General features: G+C 33.7%; 20 protein-coding genes. 8 read left to right on the top strand and 12 right to left on the bottom strand.

The features are described from left to right. Positions 1-81: 81 nt before the first annotated feature. From FEK29_RS07885 to FEK29_RS07870, 4 genes are all read right to left on the bottom strand, one after another. The gene (locus tag FEK29_RS07885) at positions 82-1,218 is read right to left on the bottom strand and encodes a serine hydrolase domain-containing protein (RefSeq protein WP_205123405.1); all 1,137 of its coding nucleotides are present in this window, start codon (positions 1,216-1,218) and stop codon (positions 82-84) included. A gap of 306 nt (positions 1,219-1,524) precedes the next feature. Further along, positions 1,525-3,177: a S41 family peptidase gene (locus tag FEK29_RS07880; RefSeq protein ID WP_138257880.1), complete on the bottom strand. Its 1,653-nt coding sequence runs from the start codon at positions 3,175-3,177 to the stop codon at positions 1,525-1,527. Beyond that, entirely contained in the window at positions 3,174-4,454 is a 1,281-nt protein-coding gene (locus FEK29_RS07875) for a M20 metallopeptidase family protein (protein ID WP_138257879.1), read from the bottom strand. Before FEK29_RS07875 ends, FEK29_RS07880 begins: the two co-directional genes overlap by 4 nt. A gap of 221 nt (positions 4,455-4,675) precedes the next feature. Continuing rightward, positions 4,676-5,497 carry a LytR/AlgR family response regulator transcription factor gene (locus FEK29_RS07870; protein WP_138257878.1) on the bottom strand — a complete coding sequence of 274 codons (822 nt, stop codon included), beginning with the start codon at positions 5,495-5,497 and terminating at the stop codon, positions 4,676-4,678. Between the two features lie 815 nt (positions 5,498-6,312). Here FEK29_RS07870 and FEK29_RS07865 point away from each other — a divergent pair. The 8 genes from FEK29_RS07865 to FEK29_RS07830 all read left to right on the top strand — a co-directional run bounded on the left by FEK29_RS07865 (position 6,313) and on the right by FEK29_RS07830 (position 13,619). After that, positions 6,313-7,242 (top strand): hypothetical protein, encoded by a 930-nt coding sequence (locus FEK29_RS07865; RefSeq protein WP_138257877.1) that lies wholly within the window; start codon positions 6,313-6,315, stop codon positions 7,240-7,242. A 287-nt stretch (positions 7,243-7,529) separates the two neighbouring features. Further along, positions 7,530-7,895 carry a hypothetical protein gene (locus tag FEK29_RS07860; RefSeq protein ID WP_205123404.1) on the top strand — a complete coding sequence of 122 codons (366 nt, stop codon included), beginning with the start codon at positions 7,530-7,532 and terminating at the stop codon, positions 7,893-7,895. Positions 7,896-8,069: 174 nt separating this feature from the next. After that, positions 8,070-8,651, top strand: a complete 582-nt coding sequence (locus FEK29_RS07855) for a Crp/Fnr family transcriptional regulator (RefSeq protein WP_138257875.1) — start codon at positions 8,070-8,072, stop codon at positions 8,649-8,651. A 73-nt stretch (positions 8,652-8,724) separates the two neighbouring features. Beyond that, entirely contained in the window at positions 8,725-9,345 is a 621-nt protein-coding gene (locus tag FEK29_RS07850) for a hypothetical protein (RefSeq protein ID WP_138257874.1), read from the top strand. 23 nt (positions 9,346-9,368) lie between these two features. After that, complete coding sequence (locus FEK29_RS07845) at positions 9,369-9,713, top strand: DUF6326 family protein (RefSeq protein ID WP_138257873.1); 345 nt, start codon at positions 9,369-9,371, stop codon at positions 9,711-9,713. 1,499 nt (positions 9,714-11,212) lie between these two features. Beyond that, positions 11,213-11,611, top strand: coding sequence for a helix-turn-helix domain-containing protein (locus tag FEK29_RS17925; protein ID WP_161595331.1), 399 nt, complete (start codon positions 11,213-11,215; stop codon positions 11,609-11,611). A gap of 127 nt (positions 11,612-11,738) precedes the next feature. Continuing rightward, positions 11,739-13,217 carry a serine hydrolase gene (locus tag FEK29_RS07835; protein ID WP_138257871.1) on the top strand — a complete coding sequence of 493 codons (1,479 nt, stop codon included), beginning with the start codon at positions 11,739-11,741 and terminating at the stop codon, positions 13,215-13,217. 42 nt (positions 13,218-13,259) lie between these two features. Next, a complete protein-coding gene (locus tag FEK29_RS07830; RefSeq protein ID WP_138257870.1) occupies positions 13,260-13,619 on the top strand; it encodes a LytR/AlgR family response regulator transcription factor in 360 nt (119 codons plus the stop codon). 184 nt (positions 13,620-13,803) lie between these two features. Here FEK29_RS07830 and FEK29_RS07825 read toward each other — a convergent pair whose 3' ends face one another. The 8 genes from FEK29_RS07825 to FEK29_RS07790 all read right to left on the bottom strand — a co-directional run bounded on the left by FEK29_RS07825 (position 13,804) and on the right by FEK29_RS07790 (position 21,020). Then, complete coding sequence (locus tag FEK29_RS07825; RefSeq protein WP_138257869.1) at positions 13,804-15,495, bottom strand: S41 family peptidase; 1,692 nt, start codon at positions 15,493-15,495, stop codon at positions 13,804-13,806. 88 nt (positions 15,496-15,583) lie between these two features. After that, entirely contained in the window at positions 15,584-16,606 is a 1,023-nt protein-coding gene (locus tag FEK29_RS07820) for a helix-turn-helix domain-containing protein (protein WP_138257868.1), read from the bottom strand. Between the two features lie 161 nt (positions 16,607-16,767). Then, positions 16,768-18,357 (bottom strand): serine hydrolase, encoded by a 1,590-nt coding sequence (locus tag FEK29_RS07815; RefSeq protein WP_138257867.1) that lies wholly within the window; start codon positions 18,355-18,357, stop codon positions 16,768-16,770. Between the two features lie 71 nt (positions 18,358-18,428). Continuing rightward, the gene (locus FEK29_RS07810; protein WP_138257866.1) at positions 18,429-18,767 is read right to left on the bottom strand and encodes a hypothetical protein; all 339 of its coding nucleotides are present in this window, start codon (positions 18,765-18,767) and stop codon (positions 18,429-18,431) included. A gap of 2 nt (positions 18,768-18,769) precedes the next feature. Further along, a complete protein-coding gene (locus FEK29_RS07805; RefSeq protein ID WP_138257865.1) occupies positions 18,770-19,324 on the bottom strand; it encodes an RNA polymerase sigma factor in 555 nt (184 codons plus the stop codon). Between the two features lie 6 nt (positions 19,325-19,330). Continuing rightward, positions 19,331-19,669 carry a DUF6249 domain-containing protein gene (locus tag FEK29_RS07800; protein WP_138257864.1) on the bottom strand — a complete coding sequence of 113 codons (339 nt, stop codon included), beginning with the start codon at positions 19,667-19,669 and terminating at the stop codon, positions 19,331-19,333. Between the two features lie 460 nt (positions 19,670-20,129). Continuing rightward, positions 20,130-20,558, bottom strand: coding sequence for a hypothetical protein (locus FEK29_RS07795; RefSeq protein ID WP_138257863.1), 429 nt, complete (start codon positions 20,556-20,558; stop codon positions 20,130-20,132). Between the two features lie 126 nt (positions 20,559-20,684). Further along, entirely contained in the window at positions 20,685-21,020 is a 336-nt protein-coding gene (locus FEK29_RS07790; protein ID WP_138257862.1) for a LytR/AlgR family response regulator transcription factor, read from the bottom strand. Between the last annotated feature and the right edge of the window lie 126 nt (positions 21,021-21,146).

Here is a 21,146-nt window from a genome sequence, read left to right as displayed (position 1 = left end):
TGTAATTTTTTAGTAGCAAATAACATATAATGTTTACCACTAATCAATTCTAAATTTAAGGGCAAAGGCATTAGTAATTTTTTATTCTCGCATCCACATTGGCAGCCAATTATATGTTTTGGAAATTGCCCTTACAATTTCGTGATTCAAGGGAAATCCATTATCCGAATTTGTCATGACTACAACCCCTCTTCCCTCTCTTGCAAAGGAAACCGCATAACAACTAAATCCTGCATTTCCACCAGAGTGCCTAAAACGGAAAGCATCCCCTTCTCCATCAATCCCTATACCGATTCCTCCAGCATTGGGGACTCTTTCCATCATTTTTTTTGCTGAACTTTGCTTTAATATTCCTCCTTTTTCTCCTCTATAGGATTTACCCAAAGCAATCATAAATTCTGATAAATCGGATGAAGTAGTCCAGAGGCCTGCCGCTGCTTTCTCAGGATAAATACGATAACCTCCATCAATAACCTTTCCATTGGAATCATAGCCCATTGAAGTCAGGTTAGTTAACTTTGCGGAAAGAGGAAATGTAAAGGAACTATATTTCATTCCAATAGGTTGGAAAATTAGCTCTTCTGTCAGTTTTGAGAATTTCTTCCCACTTACATCTTCAATTAATAGTTGTAGCACCTGCATACCTCCACCCGAATATAGCTCTGATTCTCCGGGAGTTTGGATAACTCTAACTGGATTGGAATTCGTAATTTCACTACCGGCCAAAATTTTTACTAATGATGGAATAGGCTCATTCTTATGATATCCTTGAAAACCCGAAGTACCCAATCCAGAGGTGTGACTCATAATTCGACTAGGTGTGACTTTTTCTTTTATTGTGAACTCGTTTTCTGGTACTTTCCAACGTTTCAATTTCAAATTGACATTTTCATCTAAGTTGATTTTTCCCTTTTCCATCAATTTAAATGCGGTAACACTTGTGACTGGTTTGGAAATGGAGGCAGCTTGAAAAAGAGTGTTTTCGTTTACTTTTTCCATGCTTTCTTTATTCATAACTCCGTAACCTTTCGTCCAAAGAATTTTATTTCTATCAAAAATGGTGATACAGACCCCTGGAACGTTTAACTCTTTCATACGGGCCTCAAGCGTAATAGCCAAGGAATCACTTTTCCCGCTTTTATCTATTCTGTTAATATTATTTTCAAAGTGATGTTGAAAGGACCTATTTATTTCAGTTGGTGAACTATTGTCTTTCATGGATTCCGTTGATTGGCCTGCCAATAATGTAAACATCATTATCGTCAGAGAAGTAAGCATAAATTTCATTTTGATTGATTATTGATTATTGCCTTTTTGAAACCTCTTTGTTGAATTTCTATTATTTGTAAAAACAATGTGAAAAATTTATAATCCTATTTAAAGGATATCCTAATTAAGAAACTGTTATTTACCAGCATGTAAAACCAGTTCTGGCTGGTTCCTTATTATGAAATTTGAATAAAGGCCTTTTACTTTTAATAGTTGATTAATTGATACAAAACTTCATTTTTTTGCTACAAATAATTAATCCGGCATATTTTTCAACAATTCTTGTATTCTTTTACTAATATTTCCTTCTAAATCCAATGCCATTGCCTTTTTTATTGATTTTTTGGCATTTTCATTGTGGCCGGCTTTCATTTGACCAGTAGCTAAATTTTCCCATGCGCTTGGGGAGTTTGGAAATAATCGTGTAACAAAGGAAAATACAGCAATTCCAGCCTGAATAGCTGAAGCCCTGCCACTTTGAATGAGGTGATGCCCAGCCTTACTAATCTCTTTTTCAAAATCAAAAAAATCATATTTGGGGTCATTTATCATCTGTGGAACTACTTGGTCCAATTGTTGTATTTCACCTCTGACAAAAAGGTCTGTGATATATCTCATTGGATTGGGTTTAAAATCCTTATCAGAAAAGTCTAAACCAGTTTTCAATATAGGATCATCATTAGTTGAATATTCCTCAAAACTCATTTCAACTGGAATGGAAGGAGCCAACCATTTCGCATTTTGCCAAGCCGGTTTATCCTGCCACCAAGCATACGACAAATACACTGGATGACCTGTGTGAGGTAAAATTACGGGTCTACTATCCCCGTAAAAGTTGATATTCTCTGAGGTCGGTTCTCCTAAGAAGATGACATTAGTATAATTGTCCAATTCGTTGACAAGATTTTGGCAAGCTGAAAATGTCCTCCTCCCTAAAATAACAAATAGATTCCCTATCCTATTTATTTTCTTGTTTTCAATTATTTTAGTGACCAGTGTTCTATTTTTAAAATTATTCCCTCCTCCATTTAATCTTACGTCTATGATTAATTTTTCAACGTTCTCTTTTTCGACAAAATCAAATAAACGCGCATAGAATGATTCCATATCTTCATTAGGATCGTCTTCAATTTGACTAAGTCTAACAAATACAGTTTTTTTCTCGGATAGATATTTAAAGAAATACATTTTGTCAAGTTGCTCCAAGTAGAGAGGGGTTATATTTTGTTCTCGAGCTTCCGACCAATTGTCATCCTCAAAGACAAAGCCATATTTTCGAGGCACCGTTTGACCCTTAGGCATAGCATCAAAAACCTTTTTGAAGGTTTCCCCATTTCGCTCTAAAGTGAATTCAATTGAGCTTTTAAGGTCATTGGTAATACCTTGTGCATGAAGTACCTCCATAATTGTCAGGTAATTAATGCCATAACTTTTAAAATACTGGGAATTCTCGGCACTCACTACTGGGTACACTTTCTTCAATGCATCAATTATGGGGATTCCATTAATTTCAATAACCTCAGAGCCCACTACGTCTTGGTAGTTCTTATGTACCCCTTGTAAATAAATTCCATCAGAAAATTGATATAAATTGATTGGTAGATAGTGAAATTCAAAAGGTTCAATATTGAAGCCAACCGCCATGTGACCATACTTAAAAAGAGCAATTATTCTGGAAAACCCAATTATTATTTCGTGTGGTTCCAAGGTAGGAATTAGACCATGCAGTTTTTCTACTTCGATATCAAAAGCGTCTTCGGTTGTTTTCACAAATAAAAACGGATAATCATTATGCACTTTCTTGTGCAAATACTCTAGGTCATTTCTCCAATCTTCTATTGACGGTACTTCTTGAGCAGTGATAATAAAAAAGGATAATGTGAAAATTAATGGAATAATCTTTTTCATGATTTATCAAAATTTATAATGATTCTCTTAGTTAAAAAATTTGAGAAAATGTTTACTCCAAGGGGTATTACCTCCTCATCGACTTCGAATTCCGAGGTATGGGGCAAGGCGTTAATCCCCTTTTCCTTATTTGACCCTCCTAAGAGAAACATAACTCCGGGCACCTCATTTTGGTAGAATATAAAGTCTTCATTGGAATACGGTATCTGACCATAAAAGGTTTTGACTTTTTCTTCACCATATAAACCCTTCAATATGGTGAGACTTTCTTCTGTCAACTTTGAATCGTTGAGCACAGTTGGCCTCTCTGCAGTAAATGATGTCTTGATGTAGAACTTTGCATATTCTGAATCTAAGATTGTATTAGTAATGGTTTTTGAGATTGAATCTAATCTTGTAGAGTCTGTCTCGTAATACGTGCATTCGAATGAAATTGTGTTGTCACCATTGCGAGTTGAAATATTTGAACCTAATATGAAATAATCATTATATATAGTTTTCGGATTAGAAAGCCCATATTTGGGGTCGTTCAAATCAACTAATGACCAAGGTTCACCATTGGCTTTATGACGAATAAAACCTTCTAAAAGCTCCTTTAAGAATTTTCTAAAAGCATTTTGATCAATTGTAGTGTCAAAGGTCAATTTAATCCTTCGCTGATATGCAAACAGTTCATTGGGTTTGGAACTGACAGTTCCTACTTCAGTAGGAAATACATGTAATCCAAAAATTTCATCTGGATGGATTTCTTGGAACAAGCCATTTTCAATCATTGATTTAGCCCCCTTAAAAGTCTCTTCGGCTGGTTGAAAAATAAAATAAACAGTACCTATCATCCTGTCTTTCATTTTTGAAAGGGTATTTGCAATTCCCAAACCTATTGTTGTATGTATGTCATGGCCACAGACGTGTGCAGCTTTGGGTTTAGCGTTAGGGTTACTCCCAAAAACATGCAGAGCAGCATCCATATCGGCTCTCCATGCTATTTTTTTACCTTCCTTACTGCCTTTTAATATTCCAACCACACTATATCCCCCAAAATCCGTTCTAACTTCTAAACCCAAATCCAATAAATAGTCTTGAACTATTTTTGATGTCCTCTTTTCTTTTCCTGATAGTTCGGGATGTTGATGTAAATCCCGCTTTAGATGAACCAGTCCATCATGAAATTGATTTTTCTTGTCTATCAATTTTTGCTTTATAGAGTCCTGCGCATTCGTATCAATTGAGTTGATGTATAATAACAGCACCAGTGAAATAAAACGTTTAATCTTCATTTTTTGAGTTCTTTAATCGCAATATTGATTGGTCTATCTCTATATAGATTTCATTATTTGTAAGTCTGAAATTCAAACCTGTCCTTGGTTTAAAGATCACCTCTGAACAAAATCATGTTTCAAAGAAAGTTTAAAAGAAAAAGAGAGCTAAATAGTAGTGACGAATACTAAAAGAAGTTGATAAATCAACAACATTTGGGCTGAAACAATAGCATTTTGTGCTAATCGCCTAAAGAAATTTTTACAGATTTGTAGTAGGTATAGGATAAAGGAATTCTTAGTTCAGAATTATGAAAGACTAATTCCGCATTTTGAGAATTTCCTTGAATTCGTTTAATTTTTGAAAGATTCACAAGATAAGACCGGTGGCAACGTCTCAGAAAAGGGGCCTGATTTTTTATAGCCTTTAAGGTATTTCTAAAAGTAAGATGGCAAACGTCATTCTCTTTATTATAGAAAATATCAACATAATTTTCAGATGCCTGAACATATAGTATTTCATCCCTTCGAATTAATTCCTTCTCGCCTTTATTTATACCGGAGAATTCAATCCTATCCAAATCCTCTTCGCTAATCAATTCTCCAAACCTATTTCTTAAATATATATAAAAAGGCAAGATTATGATCATAATTGGTATCATAGACTGGTATAAAAACCAGATTCCATGCCCTACATATTCATAAATATGGAATTCCCTGTTCAAAATGTTATTTAGAAATATTTGATTATAGAAATGAACAGGAACGAAGAGTAATATAACCAAAAAAACAAACGCAAAAATCTCGTATTTTAAAGTCCAATTCTTATTCTTTTTTTTATACCAAAGATTTTCAAGTCTAGAACTTATCAAATAGAAAATAGAAAATAGCAATCCAAACCCACTTAGTATTAAATTTTTATGACTATGATCAAAACCGTTTGTGTCGAAAGGTTTCAACAAAACCATTACTAATGCGAGAATAAAACCCAAAATAATTGCAATGCCAATTTGGCTCTTTAATTTTGAGGAAAAGTATAATTGTTTATTTAGAATTTTTATCATTTTTTAAAGTTAAAAACCTTAAAAATTGGTGTTTAACACATAGGAATCTTTATGAAACGGTACTGCAATATATACCTTTTATCAATAATCATGACATTGAAACAGGGTTCCCGTTTTGCAGATATTCGGGTGAAACAAATGAATATTAATCAGTAGATATAATTATTAAGAAAGAGAAATTAAGGTTAAGACAATGTAATTTTGTGCCTTTTATATAGACCCGTTTCTATAGATAGAATTTGTTGCTAAAAAGCCAGGTTTTGTTTCAAAAATAATAAGTAACACATTTAATTCTCATTTTTAACATAACATAATATAGAGATTAAGAATACTTCTTGAATAAAATTAAATAAAGAATCCATTTTAGGTAAGAATGCTATTCAATTACTCTTTCTAGTTACAACAATAAATGAAAGCTAAAACGAGAATTTGTGATGAAATTATTGATAGGAATAAGAGTATAATTTTTAAAGAATTATGGCTATGACATTCATCAAAATACAAATAACGTCCTGATACTAAAAAAAGAAATCTCGAGGTAAAAACCCTATTCGAATGAATTTTCAAAGGAATTAACTTTTTACTTCAATACGTTTGAAACGATAGTTTCTTTTAGGTATAATACTTTTGAAATCTATGATAAAAATACCATGGATATTGATTTTAATAAGACTATAAATTTAATTATAGATAATTTAAATCATCTCAGTGTTTCCAAATAAAGGAATTTTTCAAAATCCTTTAAAATAATTTAAATACGTCCCTAAAATTTGCCATACCTAATCGCACAATATCATTACCAACTAACATAGAAAATGAAAAGAATAATCATGTTGTTTTTCAACACCTTACTTATTTTATCCTGTTACGATACGAAAAATAAGCTTGATGTTCGTCAGCATGATAAGGTTAACTACAGTACATATAAAACAACTGAATATGAGTTGGAACAACCTTCTATTAAATCTGAAGCTGTGCTTGTGCTCTTCGGTGGCTATCCTGAAGATTCAGAAGATATTAGACGAGAATTTAGGATTTTAGAAGATGCCAAAAGGAATAAGATTGCGGTTGTTTATTCAAATTACAACCAAAAGCTATGGTTTACGGAGAATGAGTTGACGAATTTGTCGAACCAAATAAATGAAATTTTTGACAAGCACAAATTGCCAAATGACAATATTCATTTTGGTGGATTTTCCAGTGGGGGGCTAGTTTCTTTACATTTAGGGAATTATTTATTGGAAAAAAACATACATAATATAGTTCCCAAAGGAATATTTATTATCGACTCACCAATTGATTTGGCACAGTTATATTTCAGTTCTGAAAAAAATTTAGAAAGGAATTTTTCTGAAATATCAGTAAATGAAAGTTCATGGATCATTAATGAACTTGGTCATAATTTTGGCAATCCAAATACTGATCTAGCCAATTATGAGAAACATTCTGTATTCACACTAAGTACCGATAACCATAATAACATTAAAAATCTTAAAGATATTAAGATAAGGTTGTATACAGAACCCGATACGATCTGGTGGAAAAAAAATAGAATGGCGGATTATAATCAAACCAATGCCTACTTAATAAAAAAATTATCTGAAAGCTTGATTAATGATGGATTCACTCATGTTGAGTACATACCCACTAAGAATAATGGATATAGAGCAAATGGTGATAGGCACCCTCACAGTTGGTCAATTGTTGAAATTGACTGTTTAATTCAATGGATTTTAAAAAAATAGATGAAAATGTAATTGAATTAAAAAAGTTAATCATATTAATAAAACATATGTATTCTTTTATAGGTCAATTGTCTGAAAATGGTTAAGAAATCAATGGGTTTATTAAGTCTGGGATGCTTCTTTATCATTAAAAACTAACTCAATCAAATAGCAACACTTTTATAGGAACTTGGAATCTATTAATGGTAGATGAGTTGAAATCACTTGGTTTTTATTTGCGACTCAATGACATAAAACCACCTAGATATATTTTACATCAATAATTTGTAATGACATAATTTTAAAAATTGAAAATTTTAAACAAAATATTAACCATATTAGTTTGTAACCTCTTATTAAGTTGTGGAGTAAAAGAAATGAAATTTGAGAAATCAAATTGGAATAAAAGTTTTGATGGTTTTTATGAATATCGAGAAAATATGGTTCAAGACGTAATGGAAAATCATCTCAAAAAAGGAATGAAACTAAAGAAAGTCATCGAATTATTGGGAAAACCTAGTAATTATCAAAACAAAAATGATTACGAAATCATTTATGAAATAACGGTTAACTACGGCTGGAACATTGATCCAATAGAAGTAAAAGAATTATATATAGAGTTTGACAAAGACTCAACAATAACCAATTTTAAATTAAAACATTGGAAGCGTTAAAAAATCAACACGAAATTGAATCAAAGTAAAACCATTCTTCTTTTGGATCAATGTTGTAGTTGTTGTAATGTAAGCTTCCCCTAAAACCGAACTGTTTAAAAGTAGAATAATAGTCTTACTTTTACTTACTTTAGGCTAACCGTTATGGTTACTTTATAACAAGTAATACAGATTTTGGAAGAAGCACTTTTTAATTTTATTTCTAATTATATAAGCTTATCCAATGAAGAAAAAGAGGCGATTTTAGATTTAGATATCTTCAGACAGGTAAGCAAAGGAACGGTTTTACTTAAAGAAGGTCAAAAATCAAATGAGGGTTATTTCGTTTTACAAGGCTGTATACGAACTTACTATATTATTGAAGGTGAAGAAAAAACAACAGCATTTTATACAGAAATGGAGGGGACTACACCACATTGTGTCCTAAACAATAAACCTTCTGAATATTATATTGCCGCAACAGAAGATTCTTTAATTACAATTTCTAATGCAAAAATGGAAGCTGAAATTTTTCAAAAATTTCCAAAATTCGAAACACTTTGCAGGATATTGTCCGAAGAACTTTTAGCCAAGGAGCAAATTAATTTTAATGACTTTAAGACTTCTTCACCAGAAAAACGCTACATAAATTTATTGGAAAAAAGACCAGATTTATTGCAGCGTGTACCTCAACATCAATTGGCAAGTTATTTAGGTATAAAACCTCAATCTTTAAGCAGGCTAAGAACAAGAATAACTAAAAATAATAAGAGTTAATCTTCTCTTCTTAACTTAGGTGAACGCTTTTAACCTATTGGCATTCTAATTTTACTGCATATAATCTATTCATATGCAGAGTAAAATTTTAGTCTTAGTTCTTATTACAATTCTAACAGCAAGCTCTCAACTTAATGCCCAATATGCCAAGCAAAACACAACATATAAAAAATGTTTCGTTGGCAGTACCTTTGCCATGCTAGGTAATTTATTACCCAATGAAAAACCCGATTTTGCACAGCTTAATATAGGCTACCGTATTACAGGCAGAGATGTAGTTTCCCTAGAACTTAAAACGTGGAGATATTTTGAATCACTCGGAATTCCCTATGGTAAATCAAAGAATGACCCATTAGAAAATTTTCCAGGTTATATCAGAGAAAAAGGATTTGCACTTGCCTACCAACATTTTTGGTGGAAAGGCTTATATACAGGTATTCATGTAATGTCTGCATTGCAAAACTTCATTGATAATGATAATAAAAAAATAGATACTGGATTTCAAATCTTCAATACTTATAGGGCCGGATATCATATAAAATTATTTAAAGGTAAATTTTTTATTGAACCTTCAATAGCAGTAACGCACCGTCCGTATCACACAAAAATGCCAGAATCATTTGAACGAATGGACAATAAATGGTCAAAATTCTTTTTTGGTGAGCCTGGATTGCATTTTGGATTTAATTTTTAAGCGAATTGAAAATGATAACAAAAATGAAGTTATCCAAACTTTGGATAGTGGTCATACTCAATATAATTTTTGCCGATATTTTATCAATTATAATAGAATTGGAAAATGGGAACACTCTGCATATAATAGGGGAGGATGTTAAAATTACTATGGCTTTTGCCGCTCTTGTAATCAACATACCAATTTCTATGATTTATTTTTCTAGTATGCTTTCTTCTAATTTAAATCGTATGTTAAATTTAATTTCGGCAGTTTTAACTATCGCTTTTGTGATAGGTGGTGGAAGTTGGATGCCCCATTACATAGTATGTTCTACTATAGAGGTAATAGTATTGTTAATTATTATTTGGACGACAATAAAAAGATGAATTAATTAAAAAGGAAAAAAAATTCATACATCAGTTAAAGGTTTAGTCTTTTAAATTTTTAATAATCAGCAAATTGTGAATGTTAATCAAATACACGGATTTGAACCCATACTAAGGATGGGACTTTTGAACTCAATAGCTTTGCTAAAATAACAACCCGCTTTTTATCTCTGATGATAATTTTTATTTGTCATTTAGAGTATCGTCTATTTATCTTATGATACCTAAAATAATTTGAATTTACTTTTTTGAGTTTATGTGTGAAAAGAATTCAAGTTTCAACATAAATATTTTGGACTCACTAACATGAAAGAGGTAGTAACCTATATTCTTATTACAACTCTTGTTTGTTCATGTAAAGACAGGAAAAGGAAATCCGAGGTTCAATTAGAAGAAAAGTTTATTAGGAGAAACGTCAAAACTGATACTTATCAGTTAGAAAAACCATCTGTTAAATCTGAGGCTTTGCTTTTGCTCTTCTATGGATTCACTAATGTCGAGTACATACCAACCAAGAATTAGGGTTAAAGGGCAAATGGTGAACGGCGCTCACACAGTTGGTCTATGGTTGAAAGCGACAGTTTAATTGAATGGATATTAAAAATAGATGAAAGCGTAAATGATTATCAAAAGTATATTCCATTAATTAGGCTGAGACATACTAATAATTGTCCTTATAATATTGCATTTATGGGTTTTTTATTTTAAAAGGCTAGGTATAATTAACTTACTTTTTTATTTTTCTCAAAGTGTTCTTGATAGTTGAATGAAGCAATATATTTTAAGTAAACGTGGAAACTAAGCTTGAATTGATTAAAAGCATAGGGGAAATCGTTGTTTTTATAATGGTAATCCTTTCTGTTTTCCTTTTTACCGTCAAGACAAAAAATAAATTGTCTAATAGACTTTTTGGCATCTACCTTTTAGTGATTGCTTTAGATCTAACTGGTTTATTCACGAACAAAATTATTGGACTGCCAAATCTTTTTGTTTTAAAAACAACATCAAGTCTTTTACAACTTCCTTTGTTTTATCTCTATGTATTATCTGCATGTTACACGAATTTTAAGATTAAGAAAATTCATGGACTACATGCGTTGTTATTCGTAGTATTCCTTATAATATTCAAGATAGAAGGCATTACGGACTCAAACCTTCTGATTTTTAAGATTGTCGGTGAGATTCAGTTTTATATCTATATGATTGCCGTATTCATTGTTTTAAAAAAATACAAAGCTGTCTACTTAGAGAATTATTCTAATGCAAATCAAGCGATTTATAAATGGTTGTTTCAAATCACAGTGCTTTTTTGTGTTGCACACTCCTTGGTACTTTTACGCTTATTTTTGTCAAATTCTGGTTTTCAACACTATATCCTTCCAACGAACATTATAATAAGTTTCTCCGTTTTGTCCATTATAACTTTCTTTGTCCTACAAGCCTTGTATAAACCAGCTCTTTTTACCGGGGTAAATATTAATTTAAAGCCTGTGAAATTGATGGATCAAGGCAAACAAGGGCCGGCAAAGGTGCAAATTGATACCTGTTCTAGGGAAAATCTGCGGAAATTGACTTCCTATATGAAGGATAAAAAGCCCTATTTGGATTTCGAATTGACCTTACAAAAATTGGCCATTCAAACAGACATACCTGAAAAGGAACTATCCTTCTTGATCAATCGGTATTTAGGTAAACACTTTTTTGATTTTATAAACGAGTATAGGGTTAAAGAGGCCAAAGATATTTTGGCAAATCACAATGAAAAGGATGTAACTATTCTAGAAGTTCTATATCAGGTCGGGTTTAATTCAAAATCATCGTTTTATACCGCTTTTAAAAAGATTACGAATAAGACTCCTACCCAGTACAGAAAAGAGACGCTTCTTTCTAAAAATTAGTCCGACTTTCTTTTCTCGGACTTTTGAACTACTTGAAAAATTAATATTTGTATCAAATTGCTGATATCTGTTTAGCATGGTATCGCTAATGTATTAGTCTAATTTTTTGAATAAAAAGTAATCTAAATTGAAATTCATTTTTGCATTAACCTTCGCATTGGGTATTCAAATTTGTACGGGTCAGATTCAAACCTCGGAATTGATAGGGGTAGAAAATGAGATTATAAAGCTTATGGAGAGATATGATGCGGCAGGTGTATCGGTTGCAGTTGTAAAGGATCAAGATGTTATTTACTCCAAAGGTTTTGGCTTTCGGGACTTGGAAAAAAGGTTGCCGGTTGATGATAACACCATTTTTCATATTGCTTCAATGACCAAGGCCTTTACGGGTTCTTTGCTGGGTATTTTGGAATCTGAAAACCAACTTTCCTTAAAGGACAGGCCGGGATTATATATTCCTAACTTTCAATTTTACAATGATAAAATGAATAATCTAATTACAATTGAAGACTTATTGAGCCATAGAAGCGGTTTGGGAAACCAAGGGACATCACTTACATTATTCCCGGAAAATGATAAGCTAAAAATCGTTCAAAGATTGAAGTACTTAAAGCCTCAGGCCGAAGTGAAGAATAGCTGGGCCTACAGTAATATGGGGTATACGCTGGCCGGTGTTGTTGTTGAGCAGGTTATCGGCAAGCGTTGGGAAGCGGTCGTAAAAGAAAAAATTTTTGAACCCCTTAAAATGAGTTCTTCAATGACAACAATCGAAGAACTTATGAAGATGAGTAATTATGCCCTAGGCTATTCCCTACGCAATGGAAATATGATACAGGTGCCATTCGAAAATTATTATGGTTATTCACCCGCAGGAGCAATAAAAAGTTCTTCAAAAGATTTGTGCAATTGGATGCTTGCTTGGCTGAACAAAGGTTTTTATGAAGGTACCCAGGTAATCCCCCAGGAATATGTTAAGAAAGCAATGAGACTTCAAAATATTAAAAGCGATGTTTATGAAAAAGATGCCTATTTATTTGGGGAAGGTTTTGGGTGGCGCTTGAGGTCCTATAATGGGTATTTTAGGGTAAGACATGGTGGTAATACCAATGGCTTTTCAACGGTTATGGATATGTTCCCTTTTTCAAATATTGGAATAGTAGTATTGACCAATCAATCAAATTCGGTATTGCCTTATTTAATATCCGACCACATTTCCAGAAAGTTACTGAAGCTTCCAATGGATGTAGACTACCCAGTGAATGTGGGTGAAATGTATACTCCAAATGAGGAAGATAATCCTATCAATACGGATGAAAAACCCACGCATCCCATATCCGATTTATTGGGTAGGTACCATGCAAAAGGCTATGGTACCGTGGAAATTAAAGTAGAAAATAAATTGATTTATGCACATTTCCCAACATATACTTTCAAGTTGGAACATTTAAATTATAATAACTTTTACTTAGAAGGTCTACAAGACTTCAAGGCTTCCTTTAATCCTGAGTTTACTGTGGAATTCGTTGTAGATACAGAAGGAAAAGTAGAAAGGTTTAAGATATATTCTCAAAAAGTTCCGGTTGAGTTTCTAAAAGAAAGGAAATAACATTAATACTTCATGGTTTAGAAGAAAATCATTTGATTTAATATGGTAAACTTTAGTAAAATCATAATTCCTGAAGGAAAAAAGAAACACCTATTAAATGCAGACGAGATCAAATTTATAAAGGCGGATAGATATTACGTAAAGATATTCTGTTCAAACAAAAAGATATTGGTTAGAATAACCTTAAAAGGTATAGAAGAATTATTGCCTCCGAATTTTTTAAGAATCAACAAATCATATATCGTTAATGCATTGTTTATAGAAAGTATTGAAGAAAAAAAATCAACATCAGTAGTTGTAATGCCCAATGAGCAGGAATTTCAGGTTTCCGAAAAATATAGGAAGTCCTTCGATAATTATTTTGGGACAAATAACTTATCGAAAAAGACACTATCCCCCTAATTGTGTAAACTCAAATAAACAGGGGCTGGGCTTTGTTTTAAGTATCCATAATTGAAAAATTCTAATAAAACCTACAGGTTCAATTTGTAACTCTTAGTAAGAAATTCTAATGTTCATATAACATTTTTCACTTTTTCCTCATATTATCTACTTGAGAAAAGGTTTAATGAAATATTACGTTTTTTTATTTAAGGTCTTGGGCTATAAGCTTAATCACATAATTCATAATTGTATCCGTATGGGTCAAAAAATCCTTCAAAGTCTGCACAACATAATGATCGGGAAAAACGCCTCGTTCTTCAGAAACTGATGGGGCGTTAGTTATGTGGTTCACTCTCCCCACCATATAAAAAACACCTGTATTTGTTAACCGATTCATTCGCTGACCACCCGTATAGACGATACCTCCATTGGATTCCTCTCCTATTAAAGTGCCAATGCGATGGTGCTTTGCCAGGGCCAATAATTGTCCGGTAGTAGACCCGGAACGGCCATCGTGCAAGAAGTAAACGTGTCCTTGATAGGTGTTCTCAAAAGGATTAAGCGGTTTTAGTTTTTCGCTTCCTAGAGGAGCCTCTTTAAAATAGGTAAAAGGTTTTTTAGCTAAATACCTTAATAAATGTGCCGCTCCCCATGAATTGCCACCCCCATTTCCCCGGACATCTATTATAAGGTTTCGGGACTTTCTTTCAATTATTTCCTGAAAGCTATCATCAATAAACTTCTGAAGTATTTTAAATCGGCCGCCATAAAAATCCCAATTATTGATTTTCATAATAGCAGTATTATTCTCCTGCGAAAAATCCAAACAAAAAGTTTCCTGGCATCTATTTAAGGCGGCCAATGGAAACTCGTAATTTTCTAGCATTTCCAATTGTATCGGTTCTTTTTTGCCTTTGATAATCACCTCGTACGTCTTTGGAAATCTCAGTGCATAGGGAATCATGGCCGTAGCTTGCCAATTGAAGAGATGTCTTTTTCCTGCATTTCCTACCTTACCTTGAGTGCCTATGTGTTTGTTGATATCGTTCAGTATTTCACGACCACTTATGCCATTAATGGAATATATCTCCGTGCCTACCTCTATTTTATCCTCATTGACCAATGCATGGGCAACATAAAGTCTTTTGTCAATGTTTATTAGCTCCAGAGGAAAACGCAGTGTATCTGGGAGCATTTCCCTTTCTTGCCCAAAATACCCGGGTATGAAACTATGCCCACAGTTAATGTTAGCAATCAACTCGCTACAGTGCCAAATAAATTCGCTGTAGGTGGTGGTATCCGTAATCAAATCCTTTTTTTCTTGTACTACGCCCCAAAAGGCCTCCTTTGTCATGTACCTGTACGGATGTGGATTGATTTCCGTGAGTCTGGTTGCAAGTTCGTTGAGGTCATCCAAATATTCCTGCTTTGTGTACACGCTGTCAAACTTGTTCTTATCACGATTCTGATACTGTATTTGCGCAATCGTCCATTTCGCATTCTTGTTTTCCGGATTTAGCTCCAAGGATTTCCTGTAACTCTCAATTGCCAGTTCCTCCTGCCCGTTAATCAAATAGGCCTCTCCTAGACTATCGTGTGGATTGAAGGAGTTTGGAAACTCTTCTACCAGGAGTTTGAATATTTTAAGGGCATCTTCTTTTCTATCTTCGTTCATCAATTGGTATCCCAGATTATTCAATTCATTTTCATTCTCAAAATTGTACTTTTCGCTTTCCTGTCGTTTAAGTTTCCTATAATACCCAATAGCCTTCTCAATATCCTGGTAGGCGTATTCAATCATGGCTTCCTTAATAGATTTTTTGCCATTTTGCTGGGCCGAAATATCACTTGAAGAAAGCAAAATAAGAAGTAGTATAAATACCTTTTTTTTCATGGATTTAAATTTTGGGCAAGATTAATTATTTCGCCTTAAAAATGACTTTTGAATACCTGCCAATCTGTTCTGATTTATAAAAAAGAACTTATAAACGGGCCTTGTATTTTGCGGGTGTGGTGCCGGTTTGCGACTTAAAGGCTTTGTAAAAGGCTGATTTTGAATTAAATCCCGATTGTTCCCCAATAGCCTCTATGGTATAATTAGATTCCTTTCCCAAAAGTTGCCTTGCTTCTTCAACTCGATATTCATTGATAAACCCAGTAATACTCTTTCCAATTACCTGATTTGTAAATCGGGATAATTCATGGGAGGAGATACCCAATTTTTCGGAAATGTCGGCGATTTTAAGGTTCGGGTTTTTGTAGGGCTTCTGGTTTTCAAAGTAAGCTTCAAGTTTTGCAATCAATTGATCTTTTTCTTGATTGGTAAAAGAGGGCTCTTTGCCGCTATTTCTTTTAAAGACCGAATTGGTAACCTTTCCGTTTAAAAGGAAATACAGAAATATGGAATAAAATAAGAACGAAAAAATGATAGAGCCGCTAATGAAATAGTCAAATCGGATAAAAGTAAAACTTACCCAAAGGATAAGATTCGTCGTCAGCATAAAGGCTAGCCAATTAAATTGAATGGATCGGCCTTGTTTCCATATTTCAAATCTTAAAACGAGTCCGGAAGATAAAATGAAGCCCAACCACTGAAAGTTCAAAATAGGTAATAAAACCTCTTTATTGAACCCTATATTGGTTTTAAACGGAATAAAAATGGCAATCAATATCAAGGTCAAAAACCAAAACAGTAAGTGGTATTTGCCGTACTTTACCCAAAAAGAATTCGGTTTTACAATGCTTAAGGTGTAGGTAAACACAAATGGGCCTATCAGACCAAAAAATGCAGGTCCCGATTGTAAGAACCAGACAGGTTCCTCGGTTGAGAAAGCGTAAAAAATAGATTTTAGTACTCTTGCACTTAAAATCAATAAAAAGCCCCCGAATAAGCGATTGCTTTTGTCTGATAGCCTTGGATGTATCAAAAAATATAATGCGACTAACAAACTGTTTAACGTTCCAATAGCACCTAAGGCGAACAATATTTGAGCCGTGTAATTCACGATTATAAAATTAATACTATAGTTTAATCCATAATCAAAATAGAACACCTAAGTATTATTGGTAATTGTCTTGAACCCTTTATTTTCGACATAAGCACCTGTTATCAAGGGATTTGTAAAGGCCCTTATCCCCTGTAAATAGTGAATAGGGCCTATCATCCTTATAAGGTATTACCCATAGCTGTTGTTTTATTCTCGACCCGTTTCAAATCCAGATCTTGAAAGTCAAAGCTAAAATCAATAAAGCGGGATATTCCTTTCATGCGAATGGCATCCGCCTTGCCGTTTTCATCTAGCGAAAAAATGGCAAAGGCATCGGCCTTCATGTCCTGATACTCCCATTGAATAGCAAATGTATTTCCGTCATAAAATTGCATTTTGCCATTCAACCTAGGGGATTTAATGGATTTGAACCATAAATCTCCCTCTTTTTCAAAAATCTTCACCTTACCGAACCAATCATCTTCATAGGTACCAACATAATCCGCTGTTTTGATTTTTATATTTTTATTGGATGCGACCTTCGCCCAGACCTTGTCGGTTTCAGGATTTCCCATTTGCCGTCCGCCTTGTTGCATGCCCTTGGCCATTTCCAACCAGTTAATGCCAGTTCCCAAGTTGAGGTACTCATCCAGAAGAATAAAGCCCATCAATCCGTTTAGGAAATCGGCGCCCTCGGAATTATTCAAAACCACAATACCGAGTTCAAGCTCAGGTATCAAGGTCACTTCGGAGGACATTCCCGCAATCAAACCGGAGTGTTCCACTTTGAAAAATCCATTAAAATCGGATAGGAACCATCCCAAGCCATAGCCCGTAAAATGAACTTTAAAGGGCGACCTTGGGTCGGACTGCTTATTGATCGGGGTATGCATGCGCCACATTTCACGCTGTTGTTCCTGAGAAAAGAGTGTTTTTTCTAAGTCCGTACCGTATTTACCCTCGTTTAATTGTAACAGCATCCATTGACACATGTCTTGTGCACTGGCCCATATACCACCGGCGGCGCCGTTCATTTTTGTTTGGCCATTTGAATCTATATTAGGTCCGTACTGTTTTAGAGGCACAACAGATTCGCCATTGAAAGCATGGGGAACGGCCACGTTTTCATTTTTAATAGGGGTAGGGTAGCTTGCATATGAGTTTTTCATTTTTAATGGATTCAATAGCTCTTCCTCAACAAAAGCTTCCCATGTCTTTCCGGAAACCCGCGCCGTAAGTTCGCCGGCTACCAGGTATAATAGGTTGTCATAATCAAATTGGCTCCTAAAGGCGGAGGAAGGTTCAAAATGTTGAAAGGCAGTGAGTACATCGTCAATCGTAAAATTTGAACCGTCCGGAAAAATCATCAAATCTCCCGCACCAAGGCCCAGACCACTGCGGTGGGTCAAAAGATCCTGAATATTGAAATTGTTGGTAACATAATCATTGTACATTTTAAATTCCGGTATGTAGTCGATTACCTTGTCTTCCCATTTTATTTTTCCCTGATCTACCAGGATGGCCAAGGCTGCGGTAGTAAAGGCTTTAGAATTAGAAGCAATCCCAAAGGGGGTGTTGGCCGTCACGGCAACTTTGGAATCTATTGATGTTGTACCATAGCCTTTCACATGAACGATCTGGCCATCCTTCACCACCCCAATGGCGAACCCTACCGTATGGCCCATGGTACCCATTGCCTTGTTCACTATACTGTCAATGTGTTCTGAAGTCAACTGGGCATTTGCCTTGATTCCGATTAAGCAAGTCATTATTATCACAATGACTATTGATTTAAAATGATTGGTATGGGCTCTAGTCCCCAAAATTTGTTTGATTTGTCTCATGATCTATTGTTTTTTAATTGATTAAAAATTTTTGAACCACCAGCTTCTAGTTGGACCAAAATCACAACTAGTACTAGACCTATGGAGGTATAGGCTAATATGGTATGTTCCATTGATTGCCTAGTACTTGGACGACTAAAGAGAATACCAAGTATAGCAACGAGAATACCCGATACTATTAAGGATTTCTTACCATACGACCTATATTTGGCAATTTGCGCTTTTAACGTTCTTTCTTTTTCAATGGCAGTTAAAATGGTCTCCTCCAAATCAATGGGTTCATGGATTTGGTCCAATTTTCCAAATACTTCTTTTAAATGATCCGTATCCTTCATGGTTAATAAGGTTTCGTAATGTTATCTTTTTTAAGTTTTTTGTAAAAGCTTTTTCGGCCCCTATGCAAAAGGACTTTTATGTTGGCCTTTGTGAAATCTGTTATTGTTTGAATTTCAGAAATTTGCTGGTTTTCCAAATAAAACAGTTGCAAAATCAGTGCTTCTCTAGGGGGAATTTCACTGAGGACTTTTTTGACCAACAATTTTAAATCCTGATGGTTCAATTGTTCCAAGGCACTATTGTAAGCTGTTTTGTCATTTTCCGTAATTGCAATCTCTTGCGACACTTCCTCTTTTCTTTTTTGTCGTTTTAAGAACTGTAGGGCTTTATTTACCACAATGCGGTATAACCAAGTGGAAAATTTTGCATCGTTCCGAAAACTGGAGAGCGATGCATATGCTGTGATAAAACTCTCCTGTACCACATCTTTTGCATCTTCATCGTTTTTTACTATAGAAATGGCGATTCCAAAAGTCTTGTTTTGATACGTTCGTATCAAGTAGCCAAATGCATGGGTATTCCCTTTTAAAACCTCATTTATATAATGGGTATCCATAAAGGGCTAGTTGTTTTTCCGTAGTCTCCTTGTCCAAAAAAATGAGGCAATAAGACTGATGCCACCAAATAGAAGCATTAGGGAAGGATAAAAGACGATGGCCTCAATATCCGAAGTTTTTTCGATTACATAGGCCAATAGCAATCCAACGGCTATTCCAACCATGAGCATACCCAATTTTATTTCCAAGTATCTGTTATTGGCAGATGATTCGGCATCCAGGCCTTTTTCAATTTTGGCCATTCGTTCCAAATGAGAAGCTTTTATAAAAGTATAAAGTGTATAACCAGCGGCAATAAAAAGAGCCACCAGTACAATTCCGGGTCCAAATAGAAAGTCTTTCATTATTTTACTTTTAAAATGTTGTATTAGTATGATTGTTCTCAACACAAAAAGGTTACAAACCTTTTTCATCTACCCAATGTTTTTCGTGTTTATTGTTTTAAAATGGTATAGTTGAAAACTTAAAAACACAGCTTTAGTATTAAATACTTTCTATTTTTTAGATTAATCAAAAATATTCCGAGTCCGAATAGTAAGAAAAGAACTCTTAATTTTCTTGTTTGAAAAGAGGGTTAAACACTTGGAACAAAATTGTAGTTTACAATGAATATGTTTTAAACAGATTTAAGAAGTTACTATGAAAACCCATACAATTTCCATTTATTCGGAGAATGTGATTTTAAAATGAAAATTACTCTTTGGTTTGAATAAAATAGAATGAATTACATTGCAAATATTCGATAAAAAGGTCAATAAATGGTATAATCAGAACTAAGGAAAACACGCCCTTCAAATCTAACTTTTAATTTATTTTTCGATATTCGAGACGTGGGCCATCACAGTTGGACCATGTATTATATAGGCTATTTTCAGAATTTTGGACCAATATTTCCTTTAGGGTGCTAGAATAACAGGATCCTAGAATGTTACTTTCATAATCAAATAAAAGTTCAATGGTTGTTTCATTTGCAGTAGATTTTACTTTAAACGTGCCAGACGCTACAAAACTGCATTTATCCGTTTCTCTGAACTTTTGAAAAGTTCCATTTTCATTAAACAGGTAGGATTCCTTCCATTCCATATCCTTACCTTTGGATTCTGAATTAATAGAACTTCCTGTCATTTTTATTAATCTCCAATTCCCAAAAAACTCGCTATTTGGAATATTTTCACTTTTTGTACATGAAATTAGGTTGACAAATATGAGCAGGGTTAATATCCTCTTTTTCATAATAACTAGTTTATGTTAATTTGGCCTTTTTTATGGAGATTAATAACTTCAATGATTAAAAGTTTTATAGTTTGTTTAATATCTTGATTACATATAGTAATTCAAATTTGTAAATCGAGCATGTGTTTATGCTATTTTAGAAAAAAAATTATCAAATTCAAGTCTATATTTTTCCGATACTTGTTGTTCAATTTCACCAGCAAGAACAATACAGCATGAAGATTTGGACTCCTCTATTCTTACTATATGCCTAACGTTCACTATAACAGATTTACTAATTCTTATAAAAATATCTGGTAAAAGCTCTTGCAATTTTTTCATTGTTATCCTAATTAATACCTTTTTGTTAAAACAAAATACATTAACGTAATATCTATCTGCTTTAATAAATTTCACTTCGCTAATATCAAATAGGTGTTTCTTATTACCTTCTGGTATGATTATTTTGTCTGTGAAAGTCATTATTTATGGTTTATTCCTTGTTTTATATTTTAATTTTCTAACAATTTTAATGTTTTCCACATCAATGGAATTAAAAAAACAACTTCGAATTGTAGTCTTTTATAAAAGAGAACTCTTTTGGAGAAT

Source organism: Maribacter aurantiacus (assembly GCF_005780245.1).
Lineage (GTDB): Bacteria > Bacteroidota > Bacteroidia > Flavobacteriales > Flavobacteriaceae > Maribacter > Maribacter flavus.
The sequence above is the reverse complement of the archived record's forward strand: the minus strand, read 5'-3'. Positions and strand labels throughout refer to the sequence as shown.